Annotated in this window: 19 protein-coding genes and 1 pseudogene; 14 read left to right on the top strand and 6 right to left on the bottom strand. The window is 60.5% G+C overall.

Annotated features, from left to right (window positions below):
* Positions 1-73: 73 nt before the first annotated feature.
* The gene (locus tag PSH91_RS14340; protein ID WP_076384421.1) at positions 74-1504 is read right to left on the bottom strand and encodes a transglycosylase SLT domain-containing protein; all 1431 of its coding nucleotides are present in this window, start codon (positions 1502-1504) and stop codon (positions 74-76) included.
* A gap of 99 nt (positions 1505-1603) precedes the next feature.
* On the bottom strand, positions 1604-2371 hold the full coding sequence (gloB, locus tag PSH91_RS14335; protein WP_139049963.1) for a hydroxyacylglutathione hydrolase: 768 nt from the start codon (positions 2369-2371) through the stop codon (positions 1604-1606).
* Positions 2372-2436: 65 nt separating this feature from the next.
* On the opposite strand from gloB, the gene PSH91_RS14330 reads away from it, so the two are divergent.
* The 4 genes from PSH91_RS14330 to PSH91_RS14315 all read left to right on the top strand — a co-directional run bounded on the left by PSH91_RS14330 (position 2437) and on the right by PSH91_RS14315 (position 5624).
* Positions 2437-3195, top strand: a complete 759-nt coding sequence (locus tag PSH91_RS14330) for a class I SAM-dependent methyltransferase (RefSeq protein WP_047225765.1) — start codon at positions 2437-2439, stop codon at positions 3193-3195.
* A gap of 88 nt (positions 3196-3283) precedes the next feature.
* Positions 3284-3736, top strand: coding sequence for a ribonuclease HI (gene rnhA / locus PSH91_RS14325; RefSeq protein WP_047225766.1), 453 nt, complete (start codon positions 3284-3286; stop codon positions 3734-3736).
* A 239-nt stretch (positions 3737-3975) separates the two neighbouring features.
* Positions 3976-4737, top strand: a complete 762-nt coding sequence (gene dnaQ, locus PSH91_RS14320; RefSeq protein WP_047225767.1) for a DNA polymerase III subunit epsilon — start codon at positions 3976-3978, stop codon at positions 4735-4737.
* A 272-nt stretch (positions 4738-5009) separates the two neighbouring features.
* Positions 5010-5624, top strand: a complete 615-nt coding sequence (locus PSH91_RS14315) for a GNAT family N-acetyltransferase (protein WP_047225768.1) — start codon at positions 5010-5012, stop codon at positions 5622-5624.
* Here the strand turns inward: PSH91_RS14315 and PSH91_RS14310 are convergent.
* Both PSH91_RS14310 and PSH91_RS14305 read right to left on the bottom strand, forming a co-directional pair.
* Positions 5590-6483 carry a LysR substrate-binding domain-containing protein gene (locus PSH91_RS14310; RefSeq protein WP_047225769.1) on the bottom strand — a complete coding sequence of 298 codons (894 nt, stop codon included), beginning with the start codon at positions 6481-6483 and terminating at the stop codon, positions 5590-5592. The genes PSH91_RS14315 and PSH91_RS14310 overlap by 35 nt on opposite strands.
* Positions 6484-6569: 86 nt before the next feature.
* On the bottom strand, positions 6570-6833 hold the full coding sequence (locus PSH91_RS14305) for a hypothetical protein (RefSeq protein ID WP_047225770.1): 264 nt from the start codon (positions 6831-6833) through the stop codon (positions 6570-6572).
* Positions 6834-7017: 184 nt separating this feature from the next.
* On the opposite strand from PSH91_RS14305, the gene PSH91_RS14300 reads away from it, so the two are divergent.
* Together PSH91_RS14300 and PSH91_RS14295 are read left to right on the top strand one after the other, a co-directional pair.
* Complete coding sequence (locus PSH91_RS14300; RefSeq protein ID WP_139049964.1) at positions 7018-7575, top strand: NADPH-dependent FMN reductase; 558 nt, start codon at positions 7018-7020, stop codon at positions 7573-7575.
* 105 nt (positions 7576-7680) lie between these two features.
* Entirely contained in the window at positions 7681-8964 is a 1284-nt protein-coding gene (locus PSH91_RS14295) for an arsenic transporter (RefSeq protein ID WP_107322357.1), read from the top strand.
* 124 nt (positions 8965-9088) lie between these two features.
* Here PSH91_RS14295 and PSH91_RS14290 read toward each other — a convergent pair whose 3' ends face one another.
* Complete coding sequence (locus PSH91_RS14290; RefSeq protein ID WP_107322358.1) at positions 9089-10054, bottom strand: DUF1853 family protein; 966 nt, start codon at positions 10052-10054, stop codon at positions 9089-9091.
* Between the two features lie 103 nt (positions 10055-10157).
* On the opposite strand from PSH91_RS14290, the gene PSH91_RS14285 reads away from it, so the two are divergent.
* From PSH91_RS14285 to PSH91_RS14250, 8 genes and pseudogenes are all read left to right on the top strand, one after another.
* The gene (locus PSH91_RS14285; RefSeq protein ID WP_003202709.1) at positions 10158-11048 is read left to right on the top strand and encodes an NAD(+) kinase; all 891 of its coding nucleotides are present in this window, start codon (positions 10158-10160) and stop codon (positions 11046-11048) included.
* A complete protein-coding gene (locus PSH91_RS14280) occupies positions 11045-12019 on the top strand; it encodes a metallophosphoesterase (RefSeq protein WP_171061363.1) in 975 nt (324 codons plus the stop codon). Before PSH91_RS14285 ends, PSH91_RS14280 begins: the two co-directional genes overlap by 4 nt.
* Entirely contained in the window at positions 12016-12888 is an 873-nt protein-coding gene (locus PSH91_RS14275; protein ID WP_047225775.1) for a rhomboid family intramembrane serine protease, read from the top strand. Before PSH91_RS14280 ends, PSH91_RS14275 begins: the two co-directional genes overlap by 4 nt.
* Positions 12889-12932: 44 nt before the next feature.
* On the top strand, positions 12933-13193 hold the full coding sequence (locus PSH91_RS14270) for a YeaC family protein (RefSeq protein WP_047225776.1): 261 nt from the start codon (positions 12933-12935) through the stop codon (positions 13191-13193).
* Positions 13133-14004: pseudogene (locus PSH91_RS14265) on the top strand (DUF2797 domain-containing protein). The gene PSH91_RS14270 and the pseudogene PSH91_RS14265 overlap by 61 nt, the downstream one beginning before the upstream one ends.
* A gap of 13 nt (positions 14005-14017) precedes the next feature.
* Entirely contained in the window at positions 14018-16675 is a 2658-nt protein-coding gene (pepN, locus tag PSH91_RS14260; protein ID WP_076384437.1) for an aminopeptidase N, read from the top strand.
* Positions 16676-17087: 412 nt separating this feature from the next.
* Positions 17088-18140, top strand: coding sequence for a YCF48-related protein (locus PSH91_RS14255; RefSeq protein WP_047225779.1), 1053 nt, complete (start codon positions 17088-17090; stop codon positions 18138-18140).
* Positions 18141-18183: 43 nt separating this feature from the next.
* On the top strand, positions 18184-20559 hold the full coding sequence (locus PSH91_RS14250) for an RND family transporter (protein ID WP_139049966.1): 2376 nt from the start codon (positions 18184-18186) through the stop codon (positions 20557-20559).
* Positions 20560-20620: 61 nt separating this feature from the next.
* Here the strand turns inward: PSH91_RS14250 and PSH91_RS14245 are convergent, their stop codons facing one another.
* Positions 20621-25318: a dermonecrotic toxin domain-containing protein gene (locus PSH91_RS14245; RefSeq protein ID WP_305465979.1), complete on the bottom strand. Its 4698-nt coding sequence runs from the start codon at positions 25316-25318 to the stop codon at positions 20621-20623.

Raw genomic sequence — 25318 nt, 5'->3', positions numbered from 1 at the left:
AGGGATTACCCGAAACCGTGGCGAGGGAGCTTGCTCCCGCTGGGCTGCGAAGCAGCCCTCTCTTCAGTCAGGCTTAGTGCGGAGAGTAAACCGTCAGCATCTGCCCAGGCTTCAGTGCCTTGCCTACCCGTGGATTCCAGCGCTTGAGGTGCTGCATTTCCACGTTGAAGCGTTTGGCGACCACGTACAGCGAGTCGCCTTGCTTGACCTTGTACTGGGTTTGTTTCTTTTTATTCTTGCTGCTGGCAGCGACTACCGTGTTGACGCGTTTGCGGGTGTCTTGCATGACCAGGGTCTGGCCGATCTTGAGTTTGTTGCCGCTCAATCTGTTCCAGCGTTGCAAGTCTTTGATCTGAACGTTGTTGGCCTTGGCGATCAGCCCCAGGTTATCGCCACGCTTGACGCGATAGGTGCGCTTGGCGCCCGCCACCGTGCTTTCTTCGGCTGAGTCAAAAACCGGTTGGAGCGATCGTTTGCTGATCAGTTCTTCCGGACGCATGGTGGACAGGCTGGCGGTCAACAACTGGGCCTTGGACGTGGGTACCAGCAGGTGCTGCGGGCCATCGATGGTGGTGCGCTGCTTGAAAGCCGGGTTGAGCTGGAACAGCTCGTCTTCGTCGATGTCAGCCACCGCCGCGACTTTGGACAGGTCCATGCGCTGGTTGATCTCGACGACCTGGAAGTACGGTTCGTTGGCGATCGGGTTGAGGTTGACGCCGTAGGCCTCGGGAGAAAGTACGACCTGGGACAATGCCAGCAACTTCGGCACATAGGCCTGGGTTTCGCTGGGCAGCGGCAGGTTCCAGTAATCGGTGGGCAGGCCAAGTTTTTCGTTGCGCTCGATGGCGCGGCTGACCGTTCCCTCGCCTGCGTTGTAGGCAGCCAGCGCCAACAGCCAGTCGCCGTTGAACATGTCGTGCAGGCGCGTCAGGTAATCCATCGCGGCCGTGGTAGAGGCCGTGATGTCGCGACGCCCATCATAGAAGCGGGTCTGGCGCAGGTTGAAGTAGCGCCCCGTGGACGGGATGAACTGCCACAGGCCCACCGCATGGGCCCGGGAATAAGCCATGGGGTTGTAGGCGCTTTCGATCACCGGCAGCAGCGCCAGCTCCAGGGGCATGTTGCGTTCTTCAAGGCGTTCGACGATGTAATGAATGTACAGGCTGCCGCGTTCGCCGGCGTTTTCCAGAAAGGATGGATTGCTGGCGAACCACAGGCGTTGCTGCTCGATACGCGGGTTGACGCCGGCGGTTTCCTGCAGCTGGAAGCCCTGGCGCATACGCTCCCAGACGTCCTGAGGCACTTGAGGGACGGGTTTTTCAGTGAGCCAGATGGGCTTCTGTTTGGCGCGAGCGGCGATGTTCGGCGTGTGCGCCACATCGCTCTGCGGCACCTGGCTCGTGCTCTGGCAGCCCGCCAGGGTGGCGGACACAGCCACTGCGACAGCTTGAGCCAAGCGGGTCAATGTGTCTGACTGGACGGACTTACGTATAGATGACGACATTGGCTGGAAGTAAGTTCCGGGCAAAAATGTCGGCCGATTCTAGGAAGCGCACCCCAACAGGTCAACCTTTCAGAATTTTTGTATCAAACGCCAGCGGCCTTAGAACTTATCTTTCCACGCCCTCAAGGCCGCAAAAACCTCACTCGGCGTCTGGTTACGCTGGCCGTTCCGTTCGTCTGCTTTTTGTTTAACGGATGTTTCAGCGGTACGCAGGAACGGATTGGTGAGCTTTTCAAGTGCCAGGGTCGAGGGCAGGGTCATGACGCCGGCGTTGCGTTGCTGGCTGACTTTTTCCAGGCGGGCGGCAATGTCCGGGTTGCCCGGCTCTACCGCAGCGGCGAATCTAAGATTGCTGAGGGTGTATTCATGGGTACAGTAGACCAGCGTATCCTCAGGCAGAGAGGCCAGGCGGCTGAGGGACTGATGCATTTGTGCAGGCGTGCCTTCGAAGAGTCGCCCACAACCGGCGGCAAACAGGGTGTCGCCACAGAACAGCAAGCCATGATGGTAATACGCGATATGCCCCAGGGTGTGGCCGGGTACGGCGTAGACATCGAAGTCCCAGTCGAGGACGCTGAGCCGGTCGTTGTCCTGCAGCGCCACGTCCCGCGCCGGGATGTTTTCACTGGCCGGGCCGTAGACGGTGGCGTGTGTCGCGTTTTTCAGTGCCTGGACGCCGCCGACATGGTCGTGATGATGGTGGGTGATCAGGATGTCGCTCAGGACCCAGCCAGGATGGGCGTCGAGCCAGGCCTGCACCGGCGTGGCGTCGCCGGGGTCGACGACGGCGCAGCGTTGAGTGGCGTGGTCCTGTAACAACCAGATGTAGTTATCGGTGAACGCGGGCAGGGCACTGATCTGTATCATCGCGGAATTCGCCAAGCAGAAAACAAAGGCGCATCTTAGAACTTCCTGACGCGTTGGAGAATGCAATGACCGATGAAGCGTTCGCTCAGGCTGATCCCGACTGGCTTGCGTTGATCAGCGCCGCTCGTGAGTGGCTGTCCGGCCCTGTCGGGCAATTTTTGCTGGAAGAGGAGCGGCGCATGCTCGAAGACGAGCTGGGCCGGTTCTTTGGTGGCTATCTGGTGCACTACGGGCCTTCGGCGCAGACCCCGCCGTCGGCGCCGCAGGTTCAGCGTAATGTACGCCTGGGGGCACCATTGCCTGGCGTGGAGATCGTTTGCGAAGAGCAGGCCTGGCCGTTGAGCGAACATGCCGCCGATGTGGTGGTGATGCAGCACGGGCTGGATTTCTGTCTCTCCCCGCACGGGCTGCTGCGCGAAGCCGCCAGCAGCGTCCGCCCTGGCGGGCATCTGCTGATCATTGGCATCAATCCCTGGAGCAGTTGGGGGTTGCGTCACGTGTTCGCTCACGATGCTTTGCGTCAGGCTCGCTGCATCTCGGCGTCAAGGGTCGGTGACTGGCTCAACCTGCTGGGCTTCGCGCTGGAGAAACGTCGCTTCGGATGCTATCGTCCGCCGCTTGCGTCGCCCAAGTGGCAGGCCCGTCTGGCCGGCTGGGAGCGCAAGGCCGGTGAGTGGCAACTGTCCGGCGGCGGCTTCTATTTATTGGTGGCGCGCAAGATTGCAGTCGGGCTGCGCCCGGTTCGTCAGGCGCGACGCGAGCCGATGGGCAAGCTGATTCCCTTGCCGATGGCCAAGGTCAATCGTCGCCACATCGAGCCTTAACCCTTTTCTGATGGTCTGGCGGCATTCGGTTGCGGGCATTGTCGTTCCCGTCCGGCAGGCCTTTGCATTTTTTTCTGGATGGATTGGCATGAGCGATAGCGTAGAACTCTTCACTGACGGCGCCTGCAAGGGCAATCCCGGCCCGGGTGGCTGGGGGGCGCTGCTGGTATGCAAGGGTGTCGAGAAGGAACTCTGGGGCGGTGAAACCAATACCACCAACAACCGTATGGAGCTGATGGGCGCTATTCGGGGTCTGGAAGAGCTTAAGCGGCCTTGCGACGTATTGCTGGTGACCGACTCGCAATATGTGATGAAAGGCATCAATGAGTGGATGGCCAACTGGAAGAAGCGTGGCTGGAAAACCGCTGCGAAAGAGCCGGTGAAGAACGCCGATCTGTGGAAACTGCTCGACGAGCAGGTCAACCGTCACAACGTTACCTGGAAATGGGTGCGCGGCCATATCGGCCATCACGGTAACGAACGGGCAGACCAGTTGGCCAACCGTGGGGTGGATGAGGTGCGGGGTTTCAAGCAGGCCTGATACGAGTGGTGTCGGGGCCTGAACAGGATGATCTGTGGCGAGTGAGCTTGTGTGGGAGCAAAGCTTGCTCGCGACACAGGCGCCCTGGTTTTCCTGAAAGACCGCATTATCTTCATCGCGAGCAAGCTTTGCTCCCACAGCTTCTCTCCCATAAGCCAGGTTTCAGGTAAGTCCCCTCGTTACCGGAGCGTGTTAACATCGCCGCTTTTGCAAGCATGCCCGTTGAGAGCTGAACACTGATGGCCAACAGATCTGTTGTACTGGATACCGAAACCACCGGCATGCCGGTGACCGATGGTCACCGGATTATCGAAATCGGCTGTGTCGAGCTGATCGGCCGACGCCTGACCGGTCGCCATTTCCATGTTTACCTGCAACCGGACCGCGAAAGTGATGAAGGCGCCATCGGCGTCCACGGCATCACCAACGAGTTCCTGGTGGGCAAGCCGCGCTTCGCTGAAGTGGCCGATGAGTTCTTCGAGTTCATCCAGGGTGCGCAGCTGATCATCCATAACGCGGCGTTCGACGTTGGCTTCATCAACAACGAGTTTGCCCTGATGGGGCAGCACGACCGGGCCGATATCACCCGGCACTGCACCATCCTCGATACCTTGATGATGGCTCGGGAACGGCACCCGGGGCAGCGCAACAGCCTCGATGCCTTGTGCAAGCGCTACGGCGTCGACAACTCCGGTCGTGAACTGCACGGCGCCTTGCTCGACTCGGAGATTCTCGCCGACGTCTACCTGACCATGACGGGTGGCCAGACCAGCCTGTCCCTGGCCGGCAACGCCTCCGATGGCAATGGCACGGGTGAGGGTTCAGGTAACCAGGCAACGGAAATCCGTCGTTTGCCCGCTGACCGCACGCCAGGCCGGATCCTTCGCGCCAGCGAAAACGACCTCGCCGAACATGCCGCGCGTCTGGAAGCTATCGCCAAATCTGCCGGTGCTCCGGCACTGTGGACGCAACTGGTCGAATCCCAGGCCGCGGCGAACTGATCTTGCGCCACGGTCGTACCCTTTGTGGGAGCGAGCCTGCTCGCGATGCAGGCGGCTCGGTCTGTCTGTTGGACCATGGAGATCCCATCGCGAGCAGGCTCGCTCCCACAAGGGCAGTCTTCATTCATTTCTCGCCACAATCGCCAGTACCTTCTAACCTGAGGTAACGGGCAGGCTACGGATACCCGCTTGATGTATGAAGTTTCGAGAGGCAAGGGCAATGGATGGCAGAGCGCCGTTGGTTGTCTCAAGGAATGAGGACTTTTCCCAGTATGCAGCCGGTCATGAATCCCAAGCACCCCGGCCTGTCGGTGCGTGTCGTCGATGACGGCTTTGCCGCCTACATCTGGGGCAGCGACTTCAGTTTCGAGGTCAGCGCCTATGGGACGGCGCAGGTGGGTCGGCCGGTGAGCCAATGGCCAGTGACGCCCATTGCCCCTTATCGTAAATGCTATGGCATCGATCCTGAGGAATTCAGCAGTTTCCGGGACGCTCCGGACAGCGAGATCTTCATGGCTTACCTCGATGACCAACCGGTAGGGCATCTGGTGGTGAGTACCAACTGGAACGGTTTTGCCCACATCGATGAGCTTGCCGTGCATGCCCCGGCCCGTCGCCACGGTGTGGCCAGGGCATTGCTGGACGTCGCTCATTTCTGGAGCCGCAAGAAAAAACTGCCGGGCATCATGCTCGAAACCCAGAACAACAACCTGGGCGCGTGCCGGCTCTATGAGCGTTGCGGTTACGTGCTGGGCGGGATCGATCACCTGCGCTATCGCGGCATTGACCGTCATACCGCCGAGGTGGCGTTGTTCTGGTACCGGTTGTTCGACGATCCACTGGGCATGGCGATCAGTGGCCCAACAGCGCCTCGGCTTGTTCCGTAATCAGTTCCAGCAGCGACTGGAGGGTGGGAGAGGTCGCCGTGCCATTCAGACTCAGCGCATACAGGCAGATGGGAATGGCGGGCGATACCGGGCATACGTCCAGCCCGCCGTCCTTGGCACCTGAAGCGGTGAAGGGGTCGACGATGGCAAGCCCTTCACCAGCCTCGACCATGGCGCGCATCATCTGATGGGTCTGTACGCGGATCTGGATGACCGGCGCGGGGCGTAGCGCCGCCAGCTTATGGTCGAACGCAGGGCTCAGCGGGTCGTGGCCATCCAGGCCCACCAGCGACTGGCCGGCCAGATCCTGAACCGAAATGTATTTTTGCCGCGGTTGCAGCCAGCCGTGGGGCGCCAGCAATTGCAGTTTGCCCTGGGCGATCATCTGGCACTGGATGTCGGAGTGTTCGGGGTCGTGCAGACTAAGGCCCAAGTCACTGTCGCGCAGCAGAAGGCTCTGAACAATGTCTCGGGTCGGTTGGCTGAGCAGGGTGCAAGGGGCGTCCGGATGGCGTCGACGCAGGGCAGCGATACTTTGAGGCAGTAACTGCTGGGCCAGCGGTGGGGTGCAAATGATGCGCAGGGGCGGCGCCTGATAGTGTTTCAGGCTGCTGGCCAGGCGTTGCACCGGTTCGAGGGTGTCATACACGCGGGTGATGCCGTCGCGCAACTCAAGGGCTTCGCGAGTCGCCTGCAATCGCCCGCGCACACTGGCAAACAGCATGAAACCCAACTGCAGCTCGGCATCGCGCAGCGTCGCCTCCACCTCTGCCACCGGTAATTGCAGCCATTCAGCCGCCGTGCCGAGGTGGCCGGTCTGCAACAGCGCCTGGATCACTTCGATGTGGCGTAAACGCATGCAAGCAGTCCATGTTGGGCGGGAGAGCCATTGAGTGGCTGAATCCTAACCCAAGTCCGGGCATGACTTCTGCTCATAACAACAGGTTATGAGGCAATTAGCGTTTCAGCGGGCGTTTGAGCGGGCGGTAGCGTTTCCGGTTCGCGGGTTAATTCAATCTGGGACTGCACCAGCATGAATTTGCCGTCTTCGAGTTGGTTGACGCGATCTCCGATCGCCAGCTTGAAAGTCGTCACAGGCTCCTTGCCGTTACCGTCGGGCGACGGGGTCGATTCTTGGTATTCATGCACTGAATAGACGCGACCTTCGGCGTCCCGCGCATGAAATTGTCCGACAAGTACTGCTGCCATTGCTTAGAACCTCTGGAAATAAATCACTCGATTTGCGGTTCTGTAGACCTTGGTCAAGCGCGGTAAGTTTTCCTACATGAAAAAAATAGTCCAGTCGGAAGGTTTTCGGTTCTCCGCTGGTCCAATTGTTCGCCCGATCATCTATAAATGGGGCTCCCTTGAACCCATCGTCGAGAAGTGTCCAATGAGTAATGTCTACACCGTGGCCGTTTTAGTGGGGAGCCTGCGCAAGGCTTCGATCAATCGCAAGCTGGCTCTGGCCCTGGCGGATCTGGCGCCGAGCAACCTGAAGCTGGAAATCATCGAGATAGGCGACCTGCCGCTCTACAACGAAGATATTGACGTCACACCCCCACAAGCCTACAGCACTTTCCGTGAGCAGGTTGGCGCGGCCGACGCATTGCTGTTTGTCACGCCTGAATACAACCGCTCGGTTCCGGCCCCGATGAAAAATGCCATTGACGTCGGCTCGCGGCCTTACGGCAAGAGCTGCCTGAGCGGTAAACCGGGTGCGGTGATCAGTGCCTCGCCGGGAGCCATGGGTGGTTTCGGTGCCAATCATCATTTGCGCCAGTCCCTGGTTTTCCTCGATGTGCCTTGCATGCAACAGCCGGAGGCTTATCTGGCCGGTGCGGGGAGCGCGTTCGATGAGCAGGGCGAGCTGTCTGAGTCGGTGAGGCCGTTTCTGCAGAAATTCATTGATGCCTATGGCAAGTGGGTTGAACAGCACAAAAAGGCCTGATGCCCGGCATTTTCAGGCATGCATAGCGGGTGAGGGGTTTATCCCCTCGCCACAAGGCGACCCTTCTTTTCCCCTACTAAATCCCTTCTTTCAAGGCTGTTGCGCATGCTCCTCGCGTCGTTGATTTTTCTGCTGACCATTACACTGGTGATCTGGCAACCCAAGGGCCTCGGTGTTGGCTGGAGTGCAACGCTCGGTGCGCTGCTGGCGTTGTTGAGCGGGGTGGTGCAGGTCGGTGACATTGCCCTGGTGTGGCAGATCATCTGGAACGCCACCGGTACGTTTATCGCGCTGATCATCATCAGCCTGTTGCTGGACGAGGCTGGGTTCTTCGCCTGGGCCGCCTTGCATGTGGCCCGCTGGGGCCGAGGCAGCGGGCGCAAGCTGTTTGCGTTCATGGTGCTGCTGGGCGCGCTGGTGTCGGCTTTGTTCGCCAATGACGGCGCGGCGTTGATCCTGACGCCCATCGTAATTTCGATGCTGCTGGCCTTGCGTTTTTCTCCGGCGGCAACCCTGGCATTCGTGATGGGCGCCGGCTTCATTGCCGATAGCGCGAGCCTGCCGCTGGTGGTGTCGAACCTGGTGAACATCGTCTCAGCCGACTTCTTCGGCATTGGCTTCAACCGTTACGCGGCGGTCATGGTGCCGGTGAACCTGGTCAGCGTCGCGGCCAGCCTGGCGATATTGCTGTGGTTCTTTCGCCGCGACATCCCGCGCGACTATGACCCGCATCAACTGGATGCCCCGGCGAGTGCCATCCACGACAGGGCCACCTTCTTCGCGGGCTGGGCGGTGTTGGCGATTCTGCTGCTTGGTTGCTTCGCCCTCGAGCCGTTGGGCATTCCCATCAGCGCGATTTCGGCGGTCTGCGCCGCGTTATTGCTGGCCGTCGCGGCCCGCGGTCACAAAATCTCCACTCGCAGGGTCATGAAGGAGGCGCCGTGGCAGATCGTGATCTTCTCCCTGGGCATGTATCTGGTGGTCTATGGCCTGCGCAATGCGGGGCTGACTGGCTACCTGGCGCAATGGCTCGATGGTTTCGCCGCCTATGGTGTGTGGGGGGCGGCGATGGGCACCGGGCTGTTGACGGCTTTGCTCTCGTCGATCATGAACAACCTGCCGACGGTGCTGATCGGTGCCTTGTCCATCGATGCCAGTCAGGCCACCGGGGTGGTGAAGGAGGCGATGATCTACGCCAACGTCATCGGCAGCGACCTGGGCCCGAAAATCACTCCGATCGGCAGCCTGGCGACTTTGCTTTGGCTGCACGTGCTGGCGCGCAAGGACATCCGGATTGGCTGGGGGTACTACTTCAAGGTCGGGATTGTGCTGACCGTGCCGGTGTTGTTGGTGACGTTGGCGGCGTTGGCGTTGCGGTTGTCCATTTAGACCGCGTTGGCTTTATCGCGAGCAGCTTCCACATCGATGCGTTGTTGCCATTGAGATTGCAAACGCCGCGGTCACTGTGGGAGCGAGCCTGCTCGCGATGAGGCCCGGACAGACGCCGCCCATCTCACCCATTCCCCGGCACATCCGGCCAACGATCCGCCACCAGGAACGCTCGCTCGGTTTCTTCCCACTCACCCTCGGCATTTTCACTCAGGCGCACCATCAATTGTGCGGGGGCCATGGGGTCGAGGGCCATTCGCCAGGCATCCAGTTGCCCGGCGCTCCAGGTCTGGTCCGCCGGATAATGGGCCGGGGCGAGCCAGCCAGCCCGGGGCAGGGGTTGCCAGCGCCCCGGCGGACGCTGGGCAACGAACGCCGGCCAGTCCCGCTGATGCAGCCACCTTCCGCGCAAATGCCTGGGATGGGCGCCGGTTGGGGGTTCGGCTTGGCCGGGCCACGGGTAAAGCAGATAGCCGCCTAGCCAGAGTTCCGAGCGAAACAGCTCGATGCCCGAGGGTTCGATGCCCAGCGTTGCCAGGGCCTCTCGGCTTTCCGGGCGAGCGGAGATTGGTAGCTGGTGTTCGCGCAAATGCGCCAGTTTAAGGTCGAGCCGGTCATGGCAGCCCGGGCCGAGCCATTGTGCGGTGTCCTGCCCGTGGCCGTTTTGCGGCCCGAGGTACAACTTGATCGCCAGTTCCAGGTGGTGGATGCCGTCGCCATCGCGCAGCAGCAGGTCCAGTTCACCCAGGGTCTGGCCCTGGTGGCGGATCGGCAGGTTGGCGGCGATCAGCTCAATGCCCGGCGCGTGCTGCACCGCAAACTGCCACAACCGTTCGTAATACAGACCCAGGCGCCGGGTTCTGCCCTGGGACAGGCAATGCAGTAACGGATAGCTGTCGCGGTCCAGTTGTCGCAGCCACTGTTCCAGTTGATGAGGCTGTTGCACCCAGTCGCTGCCGGTCAGGGGATGGCGTTGGGGCCAGGGCGTGTCGATCAGCATCGGCGGGGCAAGGATCGCCCACGCCAGGTCGCGCACTTCGGGATGGCGCAGGCGGCGGGGCAAGTCGAGCAGTTCGGGGAACAGGATCATTTTGCGAGCATAGCCTGCGTCGAAGGCTTAAAGAATTTTGTCTATGGGCGGCTTTCGCCCATAATCGTGTTTTTCGCCCGACGCAGACCCTCGCAGGAGCCCCATGGAGCAATTTCGCAATATCGGCATCATCGGTCGCCTGGGCAGTTCGCAGGTGCTGGACACTGTTCGCCGACTCAAACGTTTCCTCCTGGAGCGGCACCTGCATGTGATCCTCGAAGATACCATCGCCGAAGTCTTGCCCGGTCACGGCCTGCAGACTTCGTCGCGCAAGATGCTCGGCGAAGTCTGTGACATGGTGATCGTGGTCGGCGGCGATGGCAGTCTGCTGGGGGCCGCCCGAGCCCTGGCGCGGCACAACATTCCGGTACTGGGCATCAACCGGGGTAGCCTGGGGTTTCTGACCGATATCCGCCCCGACGAGCTGGAAACCAAAGTGGCCGAGGTGTTGGACGGTCACTATCTGGTGGAGAATCGCTTCCTGCTGCAAGCCGAGGTGCGCCGTCACGCCGAAGCCATCGGTCAGGGCGATGCCCTCAACGATGTGGTGCTGCACCCCGGCAAATCCACGCGGATGATCGAATTCGAGCTGTATATCGACGGTCAGTTCGTCTGCAGCCAGAAGGCCGACGGCCTGATCGTCGCCACGCCCACCGGCTCCACGGCCTATGCGCTTTCCGCCGGTGGCCCGATCATGCATCCCAAGCTCGACGCTATTGTGATTGTGCCCATGTACCCCCATACCTTGTCTGGGCGACCCATTGTGGTCGATGGCAATAGTGAGCTGAAAATCGTCGTGTCCAAGGATATGCAGATCTACCCGCAAGTGTCCTGTGACGGCCAGAACCATTTCACCTGCGCACCGGGTGACACCATCACCGTCAGCAAAAAAGCGCAGAAGCTGCGTCTCATCCACCCGCTGGATCACAATTACTACGAAGTCTGCCGGACCAAGCTCGGCTGGGGCAGTCGGTTGGGGGGTGGAGGCGACTGATGCTCGATCCTGCGCGCAGTTACGACCTGATCGGCGACGTGCACGGATGCGCCCTGACCCTGGAACGCCTGCTGGACCGCCTCGGTTATCACAAGCAGGGCGGCGTCTGGCGGCACCCGTCGCGCATGGCCGTGTTCCTGGGGGACATCATCGACCGTGGTCCGCGGATCCGCGAAGCCCTGCACATCGTCCACGACATGGTGGTGGCCGGTCAGGCGCTGTGCATCATGGGCAACCACGAGTTCAACGCCCTGGGTTGGAGCACGCCGGCGTTGCCGGGCAGCGGCCAGCGCTACGTGCGCGAACACACCCCGCGCCATGCCCGTCTGCTCAACGAAACCCTGACCCAGTTCGAGCAGCATCCGGGCGACTGGCATGACTTTCTCAAGTGGTTTTACGAGTTGCCGCTGTTTGTCGATGCCCAGCGCTTCCGGGTGGTCCACGCCTGCTGGGACAACGGTCTGATCGAGCCGCTGCGAGGCTTGTTCCCGGACGGCTGTATCGACGAGCATTTCCTCCAGGCCTCGGCGGAGCCGGGCAGTTTCGCCTGCACGGTGTTTGATCGCCTGCTGCGCGGTACCGACATGCGCTTGCCCCATGGCCTGACCCTCACCGGCGGCGACGGCCTGACCCGTTCGTTCTTTCGCACCAAGTTCTGGGAAGACGATCCTCAGACCTATGGAGACATCGTGTTCCAACCCGACGCCTTGCCCGAACCGGTGGCTCGCACGCCGCTGTCGCCCGACGAAAAGAATAATCTGCTGCGCTATGGCGTGCATGAACCCATGCTGTTCGTCGGTCATTACTGGCGCAGCGGCAAACCCGCGCCGATCCGCTCGAACCTGGCCTGCCTGGATTACAGCGCGGTGCTTTACGGAAAACTGGTGGCCTATCGTCTCGACGCAGAAACCCGACTGGACCCGCATAAATTTGTCTGGGTCGATGTCGAACGGCCGGAGGAACTGCGATGAGCGTCGTGGCGGTCTTGCGCTTGCCCTTGGCCGAGGATCTGAGCGGCTTCGTCAAATTGCTGCAACGCATGCAGGTGCCCCATCGGGTCAGCGAGGAGGCGGGCGAGCAGGTGCTCTGGGTGCCCGATGAAATCAGCGAAGACGTGCGCTCGTTGTATGCACGCTTCCCGAGCGGCGATCCCGAGCACCAGTTGGAGTTGCCGGGCACCGGCAGCACGTCGCGACGGCCTGGTTTCGTCCAGCAACTGACCCGCAGCCCGGTTACAGCACTGGTGTTGCTGCTGAGCCTGATCGTCGGCGCCGTGACGTTGCTGGGGGAAAATCTCGAGACCTTGCGCTGGCTGACATTCCTGGAGTTTCGCGTCGTCGGCGACTATATCCATTTCACGCCCCTGGCCGACAGCCTGGCGGCAGGGCAGTGGTGGCGCCTGGTGACGCCGATGCTGATCCATTTCGGTTTCCTGCACATCGCCATGAATGGCATGTGGTACTGGGAACTGGGACGGCGGATTGAAGCGCGCCAGGGCGGCATCAACCTGCTGGGGCTGACACTGCTGTTCAGCCTCGTGTCCAACTTCGCCCAATATTTCTTCAGCGGCCCGACCTTGTTCGGCGGCTTGTCCGGCGTGCTCTATGGTCTGTTGGGGCACTGCTGGATCTTTCAACTGCTGGCGCCGAACCCGGCCTATCACTTGCCCCGTGGGGTGCTGGTGATGATGCTGGTGTGGCTGGTGCTGTGCCTGTCCGGGCTGATCTCGCTGATCGGTTTCGGCGAAATCGCCAACGCGGCCCACGTCGGCGGGCTGCTCATCGGTTGCTTCACGGGTTTGTTGGGCGGGCTGTTCGCTCGTCGTAAAATGGCCCTCTGACGGCGCCTGTAATATTTGAATATGCGCGATTGCGCGGAGAACCCATGTCCTCGTTCAACGAAATGATCAAAAACATCACCCCCGAGATCTATCAGAGCCTGAAGCTGGCGGTGGAAATCGGTAAATGGGCCGATGGCAACAAGCTCACCGCCGAACAGCGCGAATTGTCGCTGCAGGCGATGATCGCCTGGGAGATGCAGAATCTGCCCGAAGAGGAACGCACCGGCTACATGGGCCCGCAGGAGTGCCAGTCGAAGGCCACAGAAGTGCCGAACATCCTGTTCAAGTCGGATGCCATCCATTGATCGAGATTGGCCGCGGTGCAATCAGCAAGATGTCGGCACGCCTTGACGGGCCGACCGTTCAATACGCCTTTCGCCTGGGCGATACCGAGGTGCCAGTCAACCCGTTGATTGGCAGCACGGTGCGCCTGGAGTTTCTCGGTGCGATCCACTGCAGCCATTGCGGACGCAGGACCAAGACCAGCTTCAGCCAGGGTTATTGCTACCCCTGCATGACTAAACTGGCCCAGTGCGACCTGTGCATCATGAGCCCTGAGCGCTGCCACTTCGATGCGGGCACCTGCCGCGAGCCGGCCTGGGGCGAACAGTTCTGCATGACCGATCATGTGGTGTACCTGGCCAATTCCTCGGGCGTGAAAGTCGGCATCACCCGCGCCACGCAGCTGCCGACCCGCTGGCTGGACCAGGGCGCCAGCCAGGCGCTGCCGATCCTGCGGGTCGCCACTCGCCAGCAATCGGGCTTTGTCGAAGACCTGTTCCGCAGCCAGGTGGCGGACAAGACCAACTGGCGCGCATTGCTCAAGGGCGACGCCGTGGCGGTGGACCTGCCGCAGATCCGCGATTCGCTGTTCGAGAGCTGCGCCGAAGGTCTGCAAGGCTTGCAGGAACGATTCGGCCTGCAAGCGATCCAGACCATAGCGGAATCCGTTATCCGGTGGAGCAATACCCGGCCAAGATCGTCAGTTTCAACCTGGACAAGAACCCGATTGCCGAAGGCACGCTGCTGGGGATCAAGGGCCAATACCTGATTTTCGACACTGGCGTGATCAATATTCGTAAATACACGGCTTATCAGCTCGCCGTGCATCAGTAGAAGGATTTGCCCCATGCGCACCGAACAACCGAAGATGATTTACCTGAAGGACTATCAGGCGCCCGAGTACCTGATCGACGAGACGCACCTGACCTTCGAGTTGTTCGAGGACCACAGCCTGGTCCATGCGCAACTGGTGATGCGCCGTAACCCCGAGCGCGGTGCCGGCCTGCCGCCCCTGGTGCTCGATGGCCAGCAGCTGGAACTGCTCTCGATCAAGCTCGATGACACCGACCTCAATCCGCTGGACTATCAGCTGGACGCCAGCCACCTGACCCTGCAACCCAAGGCCCCGGCCTTCACGGTGGACACCACTGTCAGGATCCACCCGGAAACCAACACCGCCCTGGAAGGCTTGTACAAGTCCGGCAGCATGTTCTGCACCCAGTGCGAGGCCGAAGGTTTCCGCAAGATCACCTATTACCTCGACCGCCCGGATGTGATGAGTACGTTCACCACCACGGTGGTGGCCGAGCAGCACAGCTATCCGGTGTTGCTGTCCAACGGCAACCCGATCGCCAGCGGTCCCGGCGAAGATGGCCGGCACTGGGCGACCTGGGAAGACCCGTTCAAGAAACCCGCCTACCTGTTTGCCCTGGTGGCCGGCGACCTGTGGTGCGTCGAAGACACCTTCACCACCATGACCGAGCGCACCGTGGCGCTGCGCATCTATGTCGAGCCGGAAAACATCGACAAGTGCCAGCACGCCATGACCAGCCTCAAGAAGTCGATGCGCTGGGATGAAGAGGTCTATGGCCGTGAGTATGACCTGGACATCTTCATGATCGTCGCGGTCAACGACTTCAACATGGGCGCCATGGAAAACAAGGGCCTGAACATCTTCAACTCCAGCGCAGTGCTGGCCCGCGCCGAAACCGCCACCGATGCCGCGCACCAGCGGGTCGAAGCGATCGTTGCCCACGAGTATTTCCATAACTGGTCGGGCAACCGCGTGACGTGCCGTGACTGGTTCCAGTTGTCCCTCAAGGAAGGCTTCACTGTGTTCCGCGACGCCGGTTTTTCGGCCGACATGAACTCAGCCACGGTCAAGCGTATCCAGGACGTGGCGTACCTGCGCACTCACCAGTTTGCCGAAGACGCAGGTCCCATGGCCCACCCGGTGCGCCCGGACAGCTTCATCGAAATTTCCAACTTCTACACCCTGACCGTGTACGAAAAGGGTTCGGAAGTGGTCGGCATGATCCACACCCTGCTGGGGGCCGAGGGCTTTCGCAAGGGCAGCGACCTGTACTTCGAGCGCCACGACGGCCAGGCCGTGACCTGCGATGACTTCATCAAGGCCATGGAGGATGCCAACGGCGTCGACCTGAGTCAGTTCAAGCGCTGGTACAGCCAGGCGGGTACGCCACGGCTGGCGGTCAGCGAGTCCTACGACGCTGCTGCCCGAACCTACAGCCTGACCTTCAGCCAGAGTTGCCCACCGACCCCGGACAAAATGGAAAAACTGCCATTTGTGATTCCCGTGGAGCTGGGTTTGCTGGACAGCAAGGGCAATGAAATCCCTCTGCGCCTGGCCGGCGAAGCGGCGGCAACTGGCACGTCCCGGGTGATCTCGGTGACCGAAGCCGAGCAGACCTTCACCTTTGTCGACATCGCCGAAAAGCCGTTGCCTTCGTTGTTGCGCGGCTTCTCGGCCCCGGTGAAGCTTAGCTTCCCGTACGATCGGGACCACTTGATGTTCCTGATGCAGCACGACAGCGACGGCTTCAACCGCTGGGATGCCGGCCAGCAGTTGTCGGTGCAGGTGCTGCAGGAACTGATCGCCCAGCATCAGAAAGGCGAAAATCTGGTGCTGGACCCGCGTCTGGTCAGCGCGTTGCGTAGCGTGCTGTCGGACGAATCCCTGGATCAGGCCATGGTCGCGGAAATGCTCTCGCTGCCAAGCGAGGCGTATCTGACGGAAATCAGCGAAGTGGCCGACGTGGAGGCGATCCATGCCGCGCGGGAATTCGCCCGTCAGCAACTGGCGGACAATCTGTTCGAAGCCCTGTGGCTGCGCTATGAGGCCAACCGTGACCTGTCCAAGCGCACGCCGTACGTGGCCGAGGCTGAGCATTTCGCCCGCCGTGCCTTGCAGAACATCGCGCTGTCGTACCTGATGCTGACCGACAAGCCGGAAGTGCTCAGTGCCACCCTGGAGCAGTTCGACACCGCCGACAATATGACCGAGCGTCTCACGGCCCTGGCGGTGCTGGTCAATTCCCCGTTCGAAGCCGAGAAGGCCAAGGCGCTGGAAGTGTTCGCGGAGAACTTCAAAGGCAATCCGCTGGTCATGGACCAATGGTTCAGCGTCCAGGCCGGCAGCCCGTTGCCGGGCGGCCTGGCGCGGGTCAAGGCCTTGATGGAACATCCGGCGTTCAATATCAAGAACCCGAACAAGGTACGCGCTTTGGTGGGGGCGTTTGCCGGGCAGAACCTGATCAACTTCCACGCGGCTGACGGTTCAGGTTATCGCTTCCTGGCGGATCTGGTGATCCAGCTCAATGGCTTCAACCCGCAGATCGCCGCACGGCAACTGGCGCCACTGACCCGCTGGCGCAAATACGACAGTGCCCGCCAGGCGCTGATGAAAGCCGAGCTGGAGCGCATCTTGGCGTCCGGCGGGCTGTCGGCCGATGTGTTCGAAGTGGTAAGCAAGAGCCTGGCGTGACCTTGGCACCGCGGTCTGCCTGGCAGGCCGCGGTGTTCCCATCGCGAGCAGGCTCGCTCCCACAGGTGATCTTCAGTGAGCATATATCTTGTGTTCAACATTGATCCCTTGTGGGAGCGAGCCTACTCGCGATGGCGTCAGACCTGTCTACACAACAACCGCCTCGATAGCCTGCCATAACCTCCCCGAATACCCCTTCATTCACCCCCGACCGCACTGCGCCACGGTTAACAAAAGATAACGCGGCGTCGATTGTCAGACCTTTCCAAAGCCCGATAGGATAGGTCAGCTTCCGAAGTGGCTCTAGATTGCAGGTTTCAGGACTATGCTCCAGAACAGTCAATCACGATGAGCCCGCTTACGGCGCCCTGAAGGGTTGAATGACCTAACAATAATAATGGGGGAAAGGTCTATGAATGAGCCTGTCATGGCTGTGGGCCGCTGCCGGCCGCCGGTACTGCGCAGAGTCGCGTTGCTGGTCTCGGCGCTCTCGCTGCTGGGCTCTGCCGTGTTGTCTGCACCGGTGATGGCCGTAGCGGCTTCGACATCCGATGTCATCTATTCCGTCGAGTCGGCCAAGGCCAGCAAAACCCTGATGCTCGATGTGGTCCATGCCGGCAAACGCCTGGTGGCGGTCGGTGATCGCGGGCACATTGTCTATTCGGACGATCAGGGCGGTTCCTGGACTCAGGCCAAGGTGCCGACCCGCCAGTTGCTCACCGCAGTATTTTTCGTCGATGACAAACACGGCTGGGCCGTGGGGCACGACGCGCAGATACTGGCCAGCGAAGACGGTGGCAGCACCTGGACCAAGCAATTCGAAGACCTGACCCGTGAATCGCCGCTGCTGGACGTCTGGTTCAAGGACGCGAGCAACGGTTTTGCCGTGGGCGCCTACGGGGCGCTGTTCGAAACCACCGACGGCGGCAAGCACTGGGAAGAGGTCGGGGATCGTCTCGACAACGAAGACCAGTTCCACCTCAACGCGATAGCTGCGGTGAAAGACGCCGGGCTGTTCATCGTCGGTGAGGCCGGCAGCATGTTCCGCTCCAGCGATTGGGGCCAGACCTGGGAAAAGATCGAAGGCCCATACGAAGGTTCGCTGTTCGGCGTCATCGGCACCGCTCAGCCTTCAACGCTGTTGGCCTACGGCCTGCGCGGCAACCTCTATCGCTCCACCGATTTTGGTAGCACCTGGGAGCAGGTCGAACTCAAGGCCACCCGCGGTGCCCTGGAATTCGGCCTGTCCGGGGCCACGCTCTTGCCAGATGGCTCCATCGTAATTGTCGGCAACGGCGGCAGTGTGGTGCGCAGCAGTGATGACGGCGTGACCTTCAGCGTGTTCAACCGCCCGGATCGGATTTCCGTGGCGGCTGTCACGGCGGCGGGCAACGGCAATCTGATCCTGGCAGGACAGGGTGGCGTTCATGCCACCACCCCCACCGGCGCTGAATTGAGCAAATGAGCCGCAAACATCCGGCGGGCACAATAACAAGAAGGCGGACCCCATGAGCAGTCATCACCAAGACAAGGCGACGTTCCTCGAACGCCTGATTTTCAACAACCGCCCGGCAGTGATCGTCATTTGCCTGTTGGTCAGTATTTTCCTGTTCTGGCAGGCCACGCTGATCCGGCCGTCCACCAGTTTCGAAAAGATGATCCCCCTCGAGCACCCCTTCATCGAGAAGATGCTCGAACACCGCAATGACTTGGCGAACCTGGGCAACACGGTGCGGATTTCCGTGGAGGCCACCAATGGTGACATTTTCTCCAAGGATTACATGGAGACCTTGCGCCAGATTCATGACGAGGTGTTCTACATTTCCGGCGTCGACCGCTCCGGCCTCAAGTCGTTGTGGAGCCCGAGCGTGCGCTGGACCGAAGTGACGGAGGAGGGCTTTGCCGGTGGTGAGGTGATTCCCCAGAGCTATGACGGCTCGGCAGACAGCCTCGACCTGTTACGCAACAACGTGCTCAAGTCCGGCCAGGTCGGACGCCTGGTAGCCAACGATTTCAAATCGAGCATCATCGATATCCCGCTGTTGGAGTCCTATCCGGACCCGCAGGACCAGGGCAAGCTGCTGGCCCTGGATTATCAGAAGTTCTCCCACGAACTCGAAGACAAGATCCGCAACAAGTTTGAAGCCCAGAACCCCAACGTAAAGATCCATATCGTGGGCTTCGCCAAGAAGGTCGGTGACTTGATCGACGGCCTGACCATGGTGGTCATGTTCTTCGGCGTGGCCTTCATCATTACCCTGGTGCTGCTGTACTGGTTCACCAACTGCATGCGCAGCACCATTGCAGTGCTTAGCACGACTCTGGTGGCCGTGGTCTGGCAGTTGGGGCTGATGCACGCCGTCGGCTTCGGGCTCGATCCTTATTCGATGCTGGTGCCGTTTCTGATCTTCGCCATTGGTATCTCCCACGGCGTGCAGAAAATCAACGGTATCGCTTTGCAATCCAGTGAGGCGGACAACGCCCTGACGGCGGCGCGGCGCACATTCCGCCAGTTGTTCCTGCCGGGGATGATCGCAATCCTGGCGGATGCCGTCGGCTTCATCACCTTGCTGATCATCGACATCGGCGTGATCCGGGAACTGGCCTTCGGTGCGTCCATCGGCGTGGCGGTGATTGTGTTCACCAACCTGATCCTGTTGCCGGTGGCGATTTCCTATGTTGGCATCAGCAAGCGTGCCATCGAGCGCAGCAAAAAGGATGCGACGCGTGAGCACCCGTTCTGGCGCCTGCTGTCGAAGTTTGCCAGCGCCAAAGTCGCGCCGGTGTCGATCGTCCTGGCCTTGATCGCCTTTGGTGGCGGCCTCTGGTACAGCCAGAACCTGAAGATCGGTGACCTGGACCAGGGCGCGCCGGAGTTGCGTCCGGACTCGCGCTACAACCAGGACAACAACTTCATCATCAGCAACTATTCCACCAGCTCCGATGTCCTGGTGGTGATGGTCAAGACCAAGGCTGAAGGCTGCTCACGCTATGAAGCCATGGCTCCCATCGACGAGCTGATGTGGAAAATGCAGAACACCGAGGGGGTGCAGTCGGCGATCTCCCTGGTCACCGTGTCCAAGCAAATGATCAAGGGCATGAACGAGGGCAACCTGAAATGGGAAACCCTGTCGCGTAACCCAGACGTGTTGAACAACTCCATTGCCCGGGCCGATGGCCTGTACAACAACAACTGTTCCGTGGCCCCGGTGTTGGTTTTCCTCAACGACCACAAGGCCGAGACCCTGGACCGCGCCGTGAAGGTGGTGCAGGAGTTTGCCAAGGAAAATAATCGCGACGGCCTGGAGTTCATCCTCGCCGCCGGTAACGCCGGCATTGAAGCTGCAACCAACGAAGTGATCAAGGAATCGGAACTGACCATTCTGGTCCTGGTGTACATCTGTGTGGCAACCATGTGCATGATCACTTTCCGTTCCTGGGCGGCGACGCTGTGCATCGTGCTGCCGCTGGTGCTGACCTCGGTGCTGGGGAACGCCCTGATGGCCTTCATGGGTATCGGTGTGAAGGTCGCGACGCTGCCAGTGGTGGCGCTTGGCGTGGGGATAGGCGTGGACTACGGCATCTATATCTACAGTCGCCTGGAAAGCTTCCTGCGGGCCGGCTTGCCGTTGCAAGAGGCGTACTACCAGACGCTGAAGTCCACCGGTAAGGCGGTGTTGTTCACTGGCCTGTGCCTGGCCATCGGTGTGTGCACCTGGATCTTCTCGGCCATCAAGTTCCAGGCCGACATGGGGCTGATGCTGACGTTCATGTTGTTGTGGAACATGTTCGGGGCACTGTGGCTGCTGCCGGCGCTGGCGCGGTTCCTGATCAAGCCTGAAAAAATGGCAGGGCAGAAGAGTAAGTCGTTGTTTGCCCATTAATACATGTGGCGAGGGAGCTTGCTCCCTCGCCACATGTATTACGCCAGCCTTTGAACAGAGATCAAGGCGCCAACGGCAAGAACTTGCTCTGCGCCAACGGCCTGCCGATCTGTCCTCGATGCACATTCACCACCGCATAAGGGCTTTTCGCCTTGGCCAGCATCGAGTGATAGTGCTCCCGGCGTTGCTCCTTGGTTTTCAGATGCGCGACGCTGAAATCCGCTTTCGGCGTATCGGCCGCTTCGTAGTGAAAATGCGCATACCACAGCGGCCAACCGTCGCGGTCATTGATGGCGTATTCCTGAAGGAAATCCTTGCGCTCGCTTTTCAAGGCTTTGCGTTCGCCGAGCCGGGCAACCTGTATCAGGTTCTTTTCGAACAGGTAGCGCAGGTTGCTGTCGGTGGGCGGCAATTTGAAACTCAGTTCGGTGCGCAGGGCGCTGCCCCGGGTGGCCAGGCGGGAAGCTGCGTTTGACAGTTCATCGATCAATGCCTGATCCGCTGGTGTGCGCGGTTTTGTCGACGCGGTGATGGCCCTTTCCAGTTCTTCGCAGCGTTTGCGGTAGCGACTCGCCTCATTGTTCATGATCTCCTCGATTTCCTGAGGAAAGCGGCACTGGGATTTATACCGCTCTGCGCTCAGTAAACTGTTGTCCAGTTGATCCAGCAGCTTGCGCGCATCGCTCTTGATCGTTTTGATCGCTCTGGTGCGCGGTGGTGGCGGAACCGGTCGTTGTACTTCGACGATGTCCCAGACGTCATCGTGTTGTGAATACGTGGCGAGTAACTCGTCATCGACTTCGGAGCGTAACTCGACGACTTCAATCGGCAGGGAGGTGCCGGCGGGTTTCAGATCACCAATCAACACGCCGCCCTTACGGGTTTTGATCACCTTTTTTTGCGGATGCCCGCTCGCCGTTTTGGTGCGTTTTTGCGGACGCTTGCGCGGTTGCGGCGCCGGTTTTAGCTCGGCGGACAATGTCTTGGAGGCTTCGTCATAGAGCTGTTCGATCAGCTTGAACAGCCTGGCGAAATAGGATGGGTCAATGTCGCTGGCATTGAGTGCCTTGATGCCCTGCATGGCATCAAGGGAGGCGCCATAGTTTTCGGTCAGGCTTTCCAGCACTTCAAGTCGCTCCGAAGGGGGCAGGTCATAGGTTCCCAGGTCGGAGTGGGAGCGCACCTGTTCCAGCAAGAGCTTGATGAGCTTATGCAGACTGGCGGGAAGGTCGGACTCGGGGTTTCTGATCAGCAGGGCGGCGAGTATGGGTAGCTGCAAGGCCTTGGTGGCCAGCGCCGATCTTTCTTCCTGGGGACGAGCACTGGTCAGCCGCTCGAATATCTGCGCGCCTTCGGCGTCCAGGTTCAATAACGCGTCCAGATGCCGCTCCTCGAGTTCCAGCCAATAGATAGTACGATCGTTGATGGTGCTCATTGCGTCGAGGTACGCAAAGTAGCCTGCGGGGTCGGCATTGACAGCCTCCTTCAACGCCGGTCCGTCTTTTATGAAATGGATATTGGCGGTATCCAGGGCCACTAGATCCAAGCCGACGACAAGAATGGCTTTACGGGCATTGTTGACCACGTTTTCCATCAGGGCGCGAAGCATTTCCGGGGGCAATGTCATGTCAAGGCCGGCATATTCGGTTGCTTTGTTCAGCAGCCGCAGATAGTCGTCAGTCTGGTCCTGGAGCAATTCATAAAACTGCGTACGTTTTGCCGCACGTTGCTCCTCGGTAAAGGCGCCTTCCTGAGTTCTGCTCATGACTTCCTGGGCAACTTGCACGGCCTTTAGCTTATCGGCTTCCTGTGCATGATAATTCGCCAGCTCCCGGCTCAGTTCCATCCCCCGCTGGGCCCTGAGCTTGCGCAGTTCGGCCACCCGCTTTGGGGGCATACCCCCGCGCAGACGCAGGCGTAGATCCATGGACCAGTTGCCTTGGGTATCCGATTTCAACACCGGACCATTTTTATCCGGGTCTCGTGGAGCTTGCGGGTCGACGATCACCGTGTTGCCGTCCAGCTCCGGACTGATCCGATACAGTTGGTCTTCCACCAGTGCGTGCCATTTGTTCTGGATGACGTACAAGCCTGTATAGGGGCCATATTTGATCGGTTCAGGCATTGAAGTAGGGCGTGGCACCTGTAGCCGCAGCAGCCGGTTACGTTGTTCCGGCGTCAGGCGCTGCCCGGCGCTGGCGAAACTGAGGTCCAGGTGCCTGCTGGCGCCCTGCAAGTGTTCGCCGGGCAAGCCCACCGGCCCTTCGAGAATGCGGGGCGGCGCAGGCGCGGGCCATTGCTCAGGGATGGTGCGTGGCGCAGGAGGACGCATCGCCTGTTCCTTCAGTGCATCGGGCAACGGTGCATGGGACAAGGCGCTGATGGCGGGAAACTGGTGTACCAGCATGCCGAGGTTGAGCAGCAGATCGACAGCGGCCAGTTCCCGGGTCACCGGGTCTTCGCTGCTCAGGGCCGGGATATCCTGGCTGGCGCTGGCCATCAGGCTCCACAGCCAGAAGGTGACCATCACCGGACCGCGCAGTAAGGGCATCAGCAGCGTATTGAACAGCAGGCTGCCGCCCTTGAGGAGCAAGGCCCAGCGGCTCTCGCTGTTGGAGACTGAATCACGGTCGGCCTGGGAGATCAGGGCGCGGGCATTGCTGCCGTACAGATACTGCATCAGTTCGCCGTTGCGCAGGAACTGCCGCAGTTCATCGTTTGCACCGTCGATGGCCAGCGTCGCAGGGGCGGGCTTGGCGGGGAGGTTGAATTCATCGCCCTGGAAAAACCGCACGATGTGCGGCTCCTGGAAGCCGCCATTGGCATAGATCGGCCGTGCGGCATCAGTCATCCAGGTCAGGATGCTTTTTTGCAGGTCCCCTGGGGTGACGACGGCCTTCAGCAGTGCCTCGCGCGTCGGGAACTCTTGCAACGAGGGCGCGTAAAGTGGGCGATACAGCAGGTGCGGTCCGGTTTGGACATCCTCCGGCTCGATAATGAACATATTGTTCACGATGTCGGGGTGGGCCTCGGGTTTGCGCAGGAAGGCCAGGTGGCGGATGACCACCGACTGGCCGCTGACCTGTTGGCTATCTGCGTCGGGATTGAGGAGCGCTTCAACCAGGCCCAGTCCTTGGCGGGTCACACCGTTTTCGTGGTTGAGCATTTGCTGGAGGGCTTCAAGCGTTAGCTGTGCCGGAATCTGTTCGGCAAACATCCGCTGGCGTTCCTGGGCTTGAGGTACATCGTCCAACAGCCGTTGTTGCAGGTAGCGGGGATAGGCCGAACCAATGTCGACCTGTTCGATCAGCCCGTTCTTGCGGGTAATGAAGTCCGGCGTCAACCACCGGGGCAGCGTCAGGCCCAAGCGATGGCTGAGGATCAGGTTTGCACTCGGTCGGGCGATGAGGTTGTTGATGGCCAGCTCGGTCAGGCTCATCGTCCGTTTTTCGATGATCCCTGTGGTCCCGGGATAACCGGCCGCCACGCTGAAGGTCAGTTCTATATCATCAGGCTGGTATTGGCTGGGTTGAGCCTTGTCCGGGTGGCTGTCGTTGGTTTGCCGCATCTGTTTGAGCAGGGCGTCGGCGGTAAAGGCCTTGATGTCTTCAATGTCGCTGAGAAAGGTGCGGCCCTGGTGGCGTTTTTTCGCGCTGGCCAATGTCAGGCTGCAGTGCTGGAATTTCGTTTGATCGACGATGGAAGCTTTTTTCAACCAGTCGGGCAACAGCGGCTTGATCCGTGCCGACGTTTCCGGCGTCAGACGCGGCGCGTCAAGCAGATAACGGGCAGGGTCGCTCAGCTCCTGGTAGAGCGTCGACAGGTCTTGCAGGCCAATCCGCGAAGGCAACTGCACTGCGTTCAGGTCGGCCAGTTGCTGCTCCAGCACCATAGCCGCCTGGGTGTCGAAGACATTGCCACTGATCTCGTTGCGTTGACAGGTGAGCGTGTCGACCACATACCGGCTGGCGATCAGTGCGCCCCAATGGTGATTGAAGGCTTCCAGGGATGCAAACGACTGCACGGCGCCGCCAGGGCTGCATAGCAGGAGGAGGGTGACGCCCTTTTTGGAGTGGTCCAGGAGAATTTCGCTGCCGGTCAGCACGGTGTTGGAGCCGTCTCGGATGAGCTTGGTTTCCAGGCTGTAAGCGTAGACGGGGGATGGGTTGTTGCGGCGAAAGCGCTGCTCGCGCTCCGGCCAGCGGACGATCTGGTCCAGGGCTTCGCGCGCCTGGTCAGTGAGGCCGGGTTGTCGCAGCCTGCGGATAGACAGCGTGTTCTTCAGTGCATCGCTGAGCCAGCGCCAGCGGCTGAGGTTATTGCTTGTGTCGATTCCGGCGTTCCAATAGCGGGTCAGCGCATCCTCCAGCCCGATCGGTACGGTCCAAGGCAGTTCAAGCAGCAGTTTTTCGATGACCTTGATGTCCAGCTTCCCGTCGTCTGGTGAGAGCTCGCGGGGCGGTGCGTCGGAAAGAAAACAGCGACGCCCACCGCGCTCCGTGAAATCCACGGGCGTGCCGAGGGCCAGGTATTCGAGGACGCGGGGCATGAACGGTTGGAGCGTAAAGCCGCGAGAGGCTGGGTCCGGTGTGGCCAATCGGGTCTTGGACAGGTCGAAGGTCAGCGAGGGGTATTTTTCCTTGATGGCTTGCTCGAGCATGCGTTGCGCGATTTCTTCGAAGGTCGGGCGGCTGGCAAATAGCAGGCTGACCCTTTGCGCCAACGCGGGGAGCGTATTGGCCGGAGCGGGTGCGGTCAT

It is taken from the genome of Pseudomonas sp. FP1154 (genome assembly GCF_030687245.1).
Classification (GTDB): Bacteria; Pseudomonadota; Gammaproteobacteria; order Pseudomonadales; family Pseudomonadaceae; genus Aquipseudomonas; species Aquipseudomonas rhizophila.
Note: the sequence above shows the minus strand (reverse complement) of the source record. Positions and strands in the feature narration are given on the sequence as shown.

What these genes read in the sequence shown, in the direction of transcription:
- PSH91_RS14310 (WP_047225769.1), bottom strand. Translation starts at nt 6,483, where the DNA reads ATGCGTTTACGCCACATCGAAGTGATCCAGGCGCTGTTGCAGACCGGC.
- PSH91_RS14255 (WP_047225779.1), top strand. Translation starts at nt 17,088, where the DNA reads ATGAATGAGCCTGTCATGGCTGTGGGCCGCTGCCGGCCGCCGGTACTG.
- PSH91_RS14330 (WP_047225765.1), top strand. Translation starts at nt 2,437, where the DNA reads ATGACCGATGAAGCGTTCGCTCAGGCTGATCCCGACTGGCTTGCGTTG.
- dnaQ (WP_047225767.1), top strand. Translation starts at nt 3,976, where the DNA reads ATGGCCAACAGATCTGTTGTACTGGATACCGAAACCACCGGCATGCCG.
- PSH91_RS14340 (WP_076384421.1), bottom strand. Translation starts at nt 1,504, where the DNA reads ATGTCGTCATCTATACGTAAGTCCGTCCAGTCAGACACATTGACCCGC.
- PSH91_RS14295 (WP_107322357.1), top strand. Translation starts at nt 7,681, where the DNA reads ATGCTCCTCGCGTCGTTGATTTTTCTGCTGACCATTACACTGGTGATC.
- rnhA (WP_047225766.1), top strand. Translation starts at nt 3,284, where the DNA reads ATGAGCGATAGCGTAGAACTCTTCACTGACGGCGCCTGCAAGGGCAAT.
- PSH91_RS14315 (WP_047225768.1), top strand. Translation starts at nt 5,010, where the DNA reads ATGCAGCCGGTCATGAATCCCAAGCACCCCGGCCTGTCGGTGCGTGTC.
- pepN (WP_076384437.1), top strand. Translation starts at nt 14,018, where the DNA reads ATGCGCACCGAACAACCGAAGATGATTTACCTGAAGGACTATCAGGCG.
- PSH91_RS14270 (WP_047225776.1), top strand. Translation starts at nt 12,933, where the DNA reads ATGTCCTCGTTCAACGAAATGATCAAAAACATCACCCCCGAGATCTAT.
- PSH91_RS14250 (WP_139049966.1), top strand. Translation starts at nt 18,184, where the DNA reads ATGAGCAGTCATCACCAAGACAAGGCGACGTTCCTCGAACGCCTGATT.
- PSH91_RS14290 (WP_107322358.1), bottom strand. Translation starts at nt 10,054, where the DNA reads ATGATCCTGTTCCCCGAACTGCTCGACTTGCCCCGCCGCCTGCGCCAT.
- PSH91_RS14285 (WP_003202709.1), top strand. Translation starts at nt 10,158, where the DNA reads ATGGAGCAATTTCGCAATATCGGCATCATCGGTCGCCTGGGCAGTTCG.
- PSH91_RS14275 (WP_047225775.1), top strand. Translation starts at nt 12,016, where the DNA reads ATGAGCGTCGTGGCGGTCTTGCGCTTGCCCTTGGCCGAGGATCTGAGC.
- PSH91_RS14245 (WP_305465979.1), bottom strand. Translation starts at nt 25,318, where the DNA reads ATGACCGCACCCGCTCCGGCCAATACGCTCCCCGCGTTGGCGCAAAGG.
- PSH91_RS14300 (WP_139049964.1), top strand. Translation starts at nt 7,018, where the DNA reads ATGAGTAATGTCTACACCGTGGCCGTTTTAGTGGGGAGCCTGCGCAAG.
- gloB (WP_139049963.1), bottom strand. Translation starts at nt 2,371, where the DNA reads ATGATACAGATCAGTGCCCTGCCCGCGTTCACCGATAACTACATCTGG.
- PSH91_RS14305 (WP_047225770.1), bottom strand. Translation starts at nt 6,833, where the DNA reads ATGGCAGCAGTACTTGTCGGACAATTTCATGCGCGGGACGCCGAAGGT.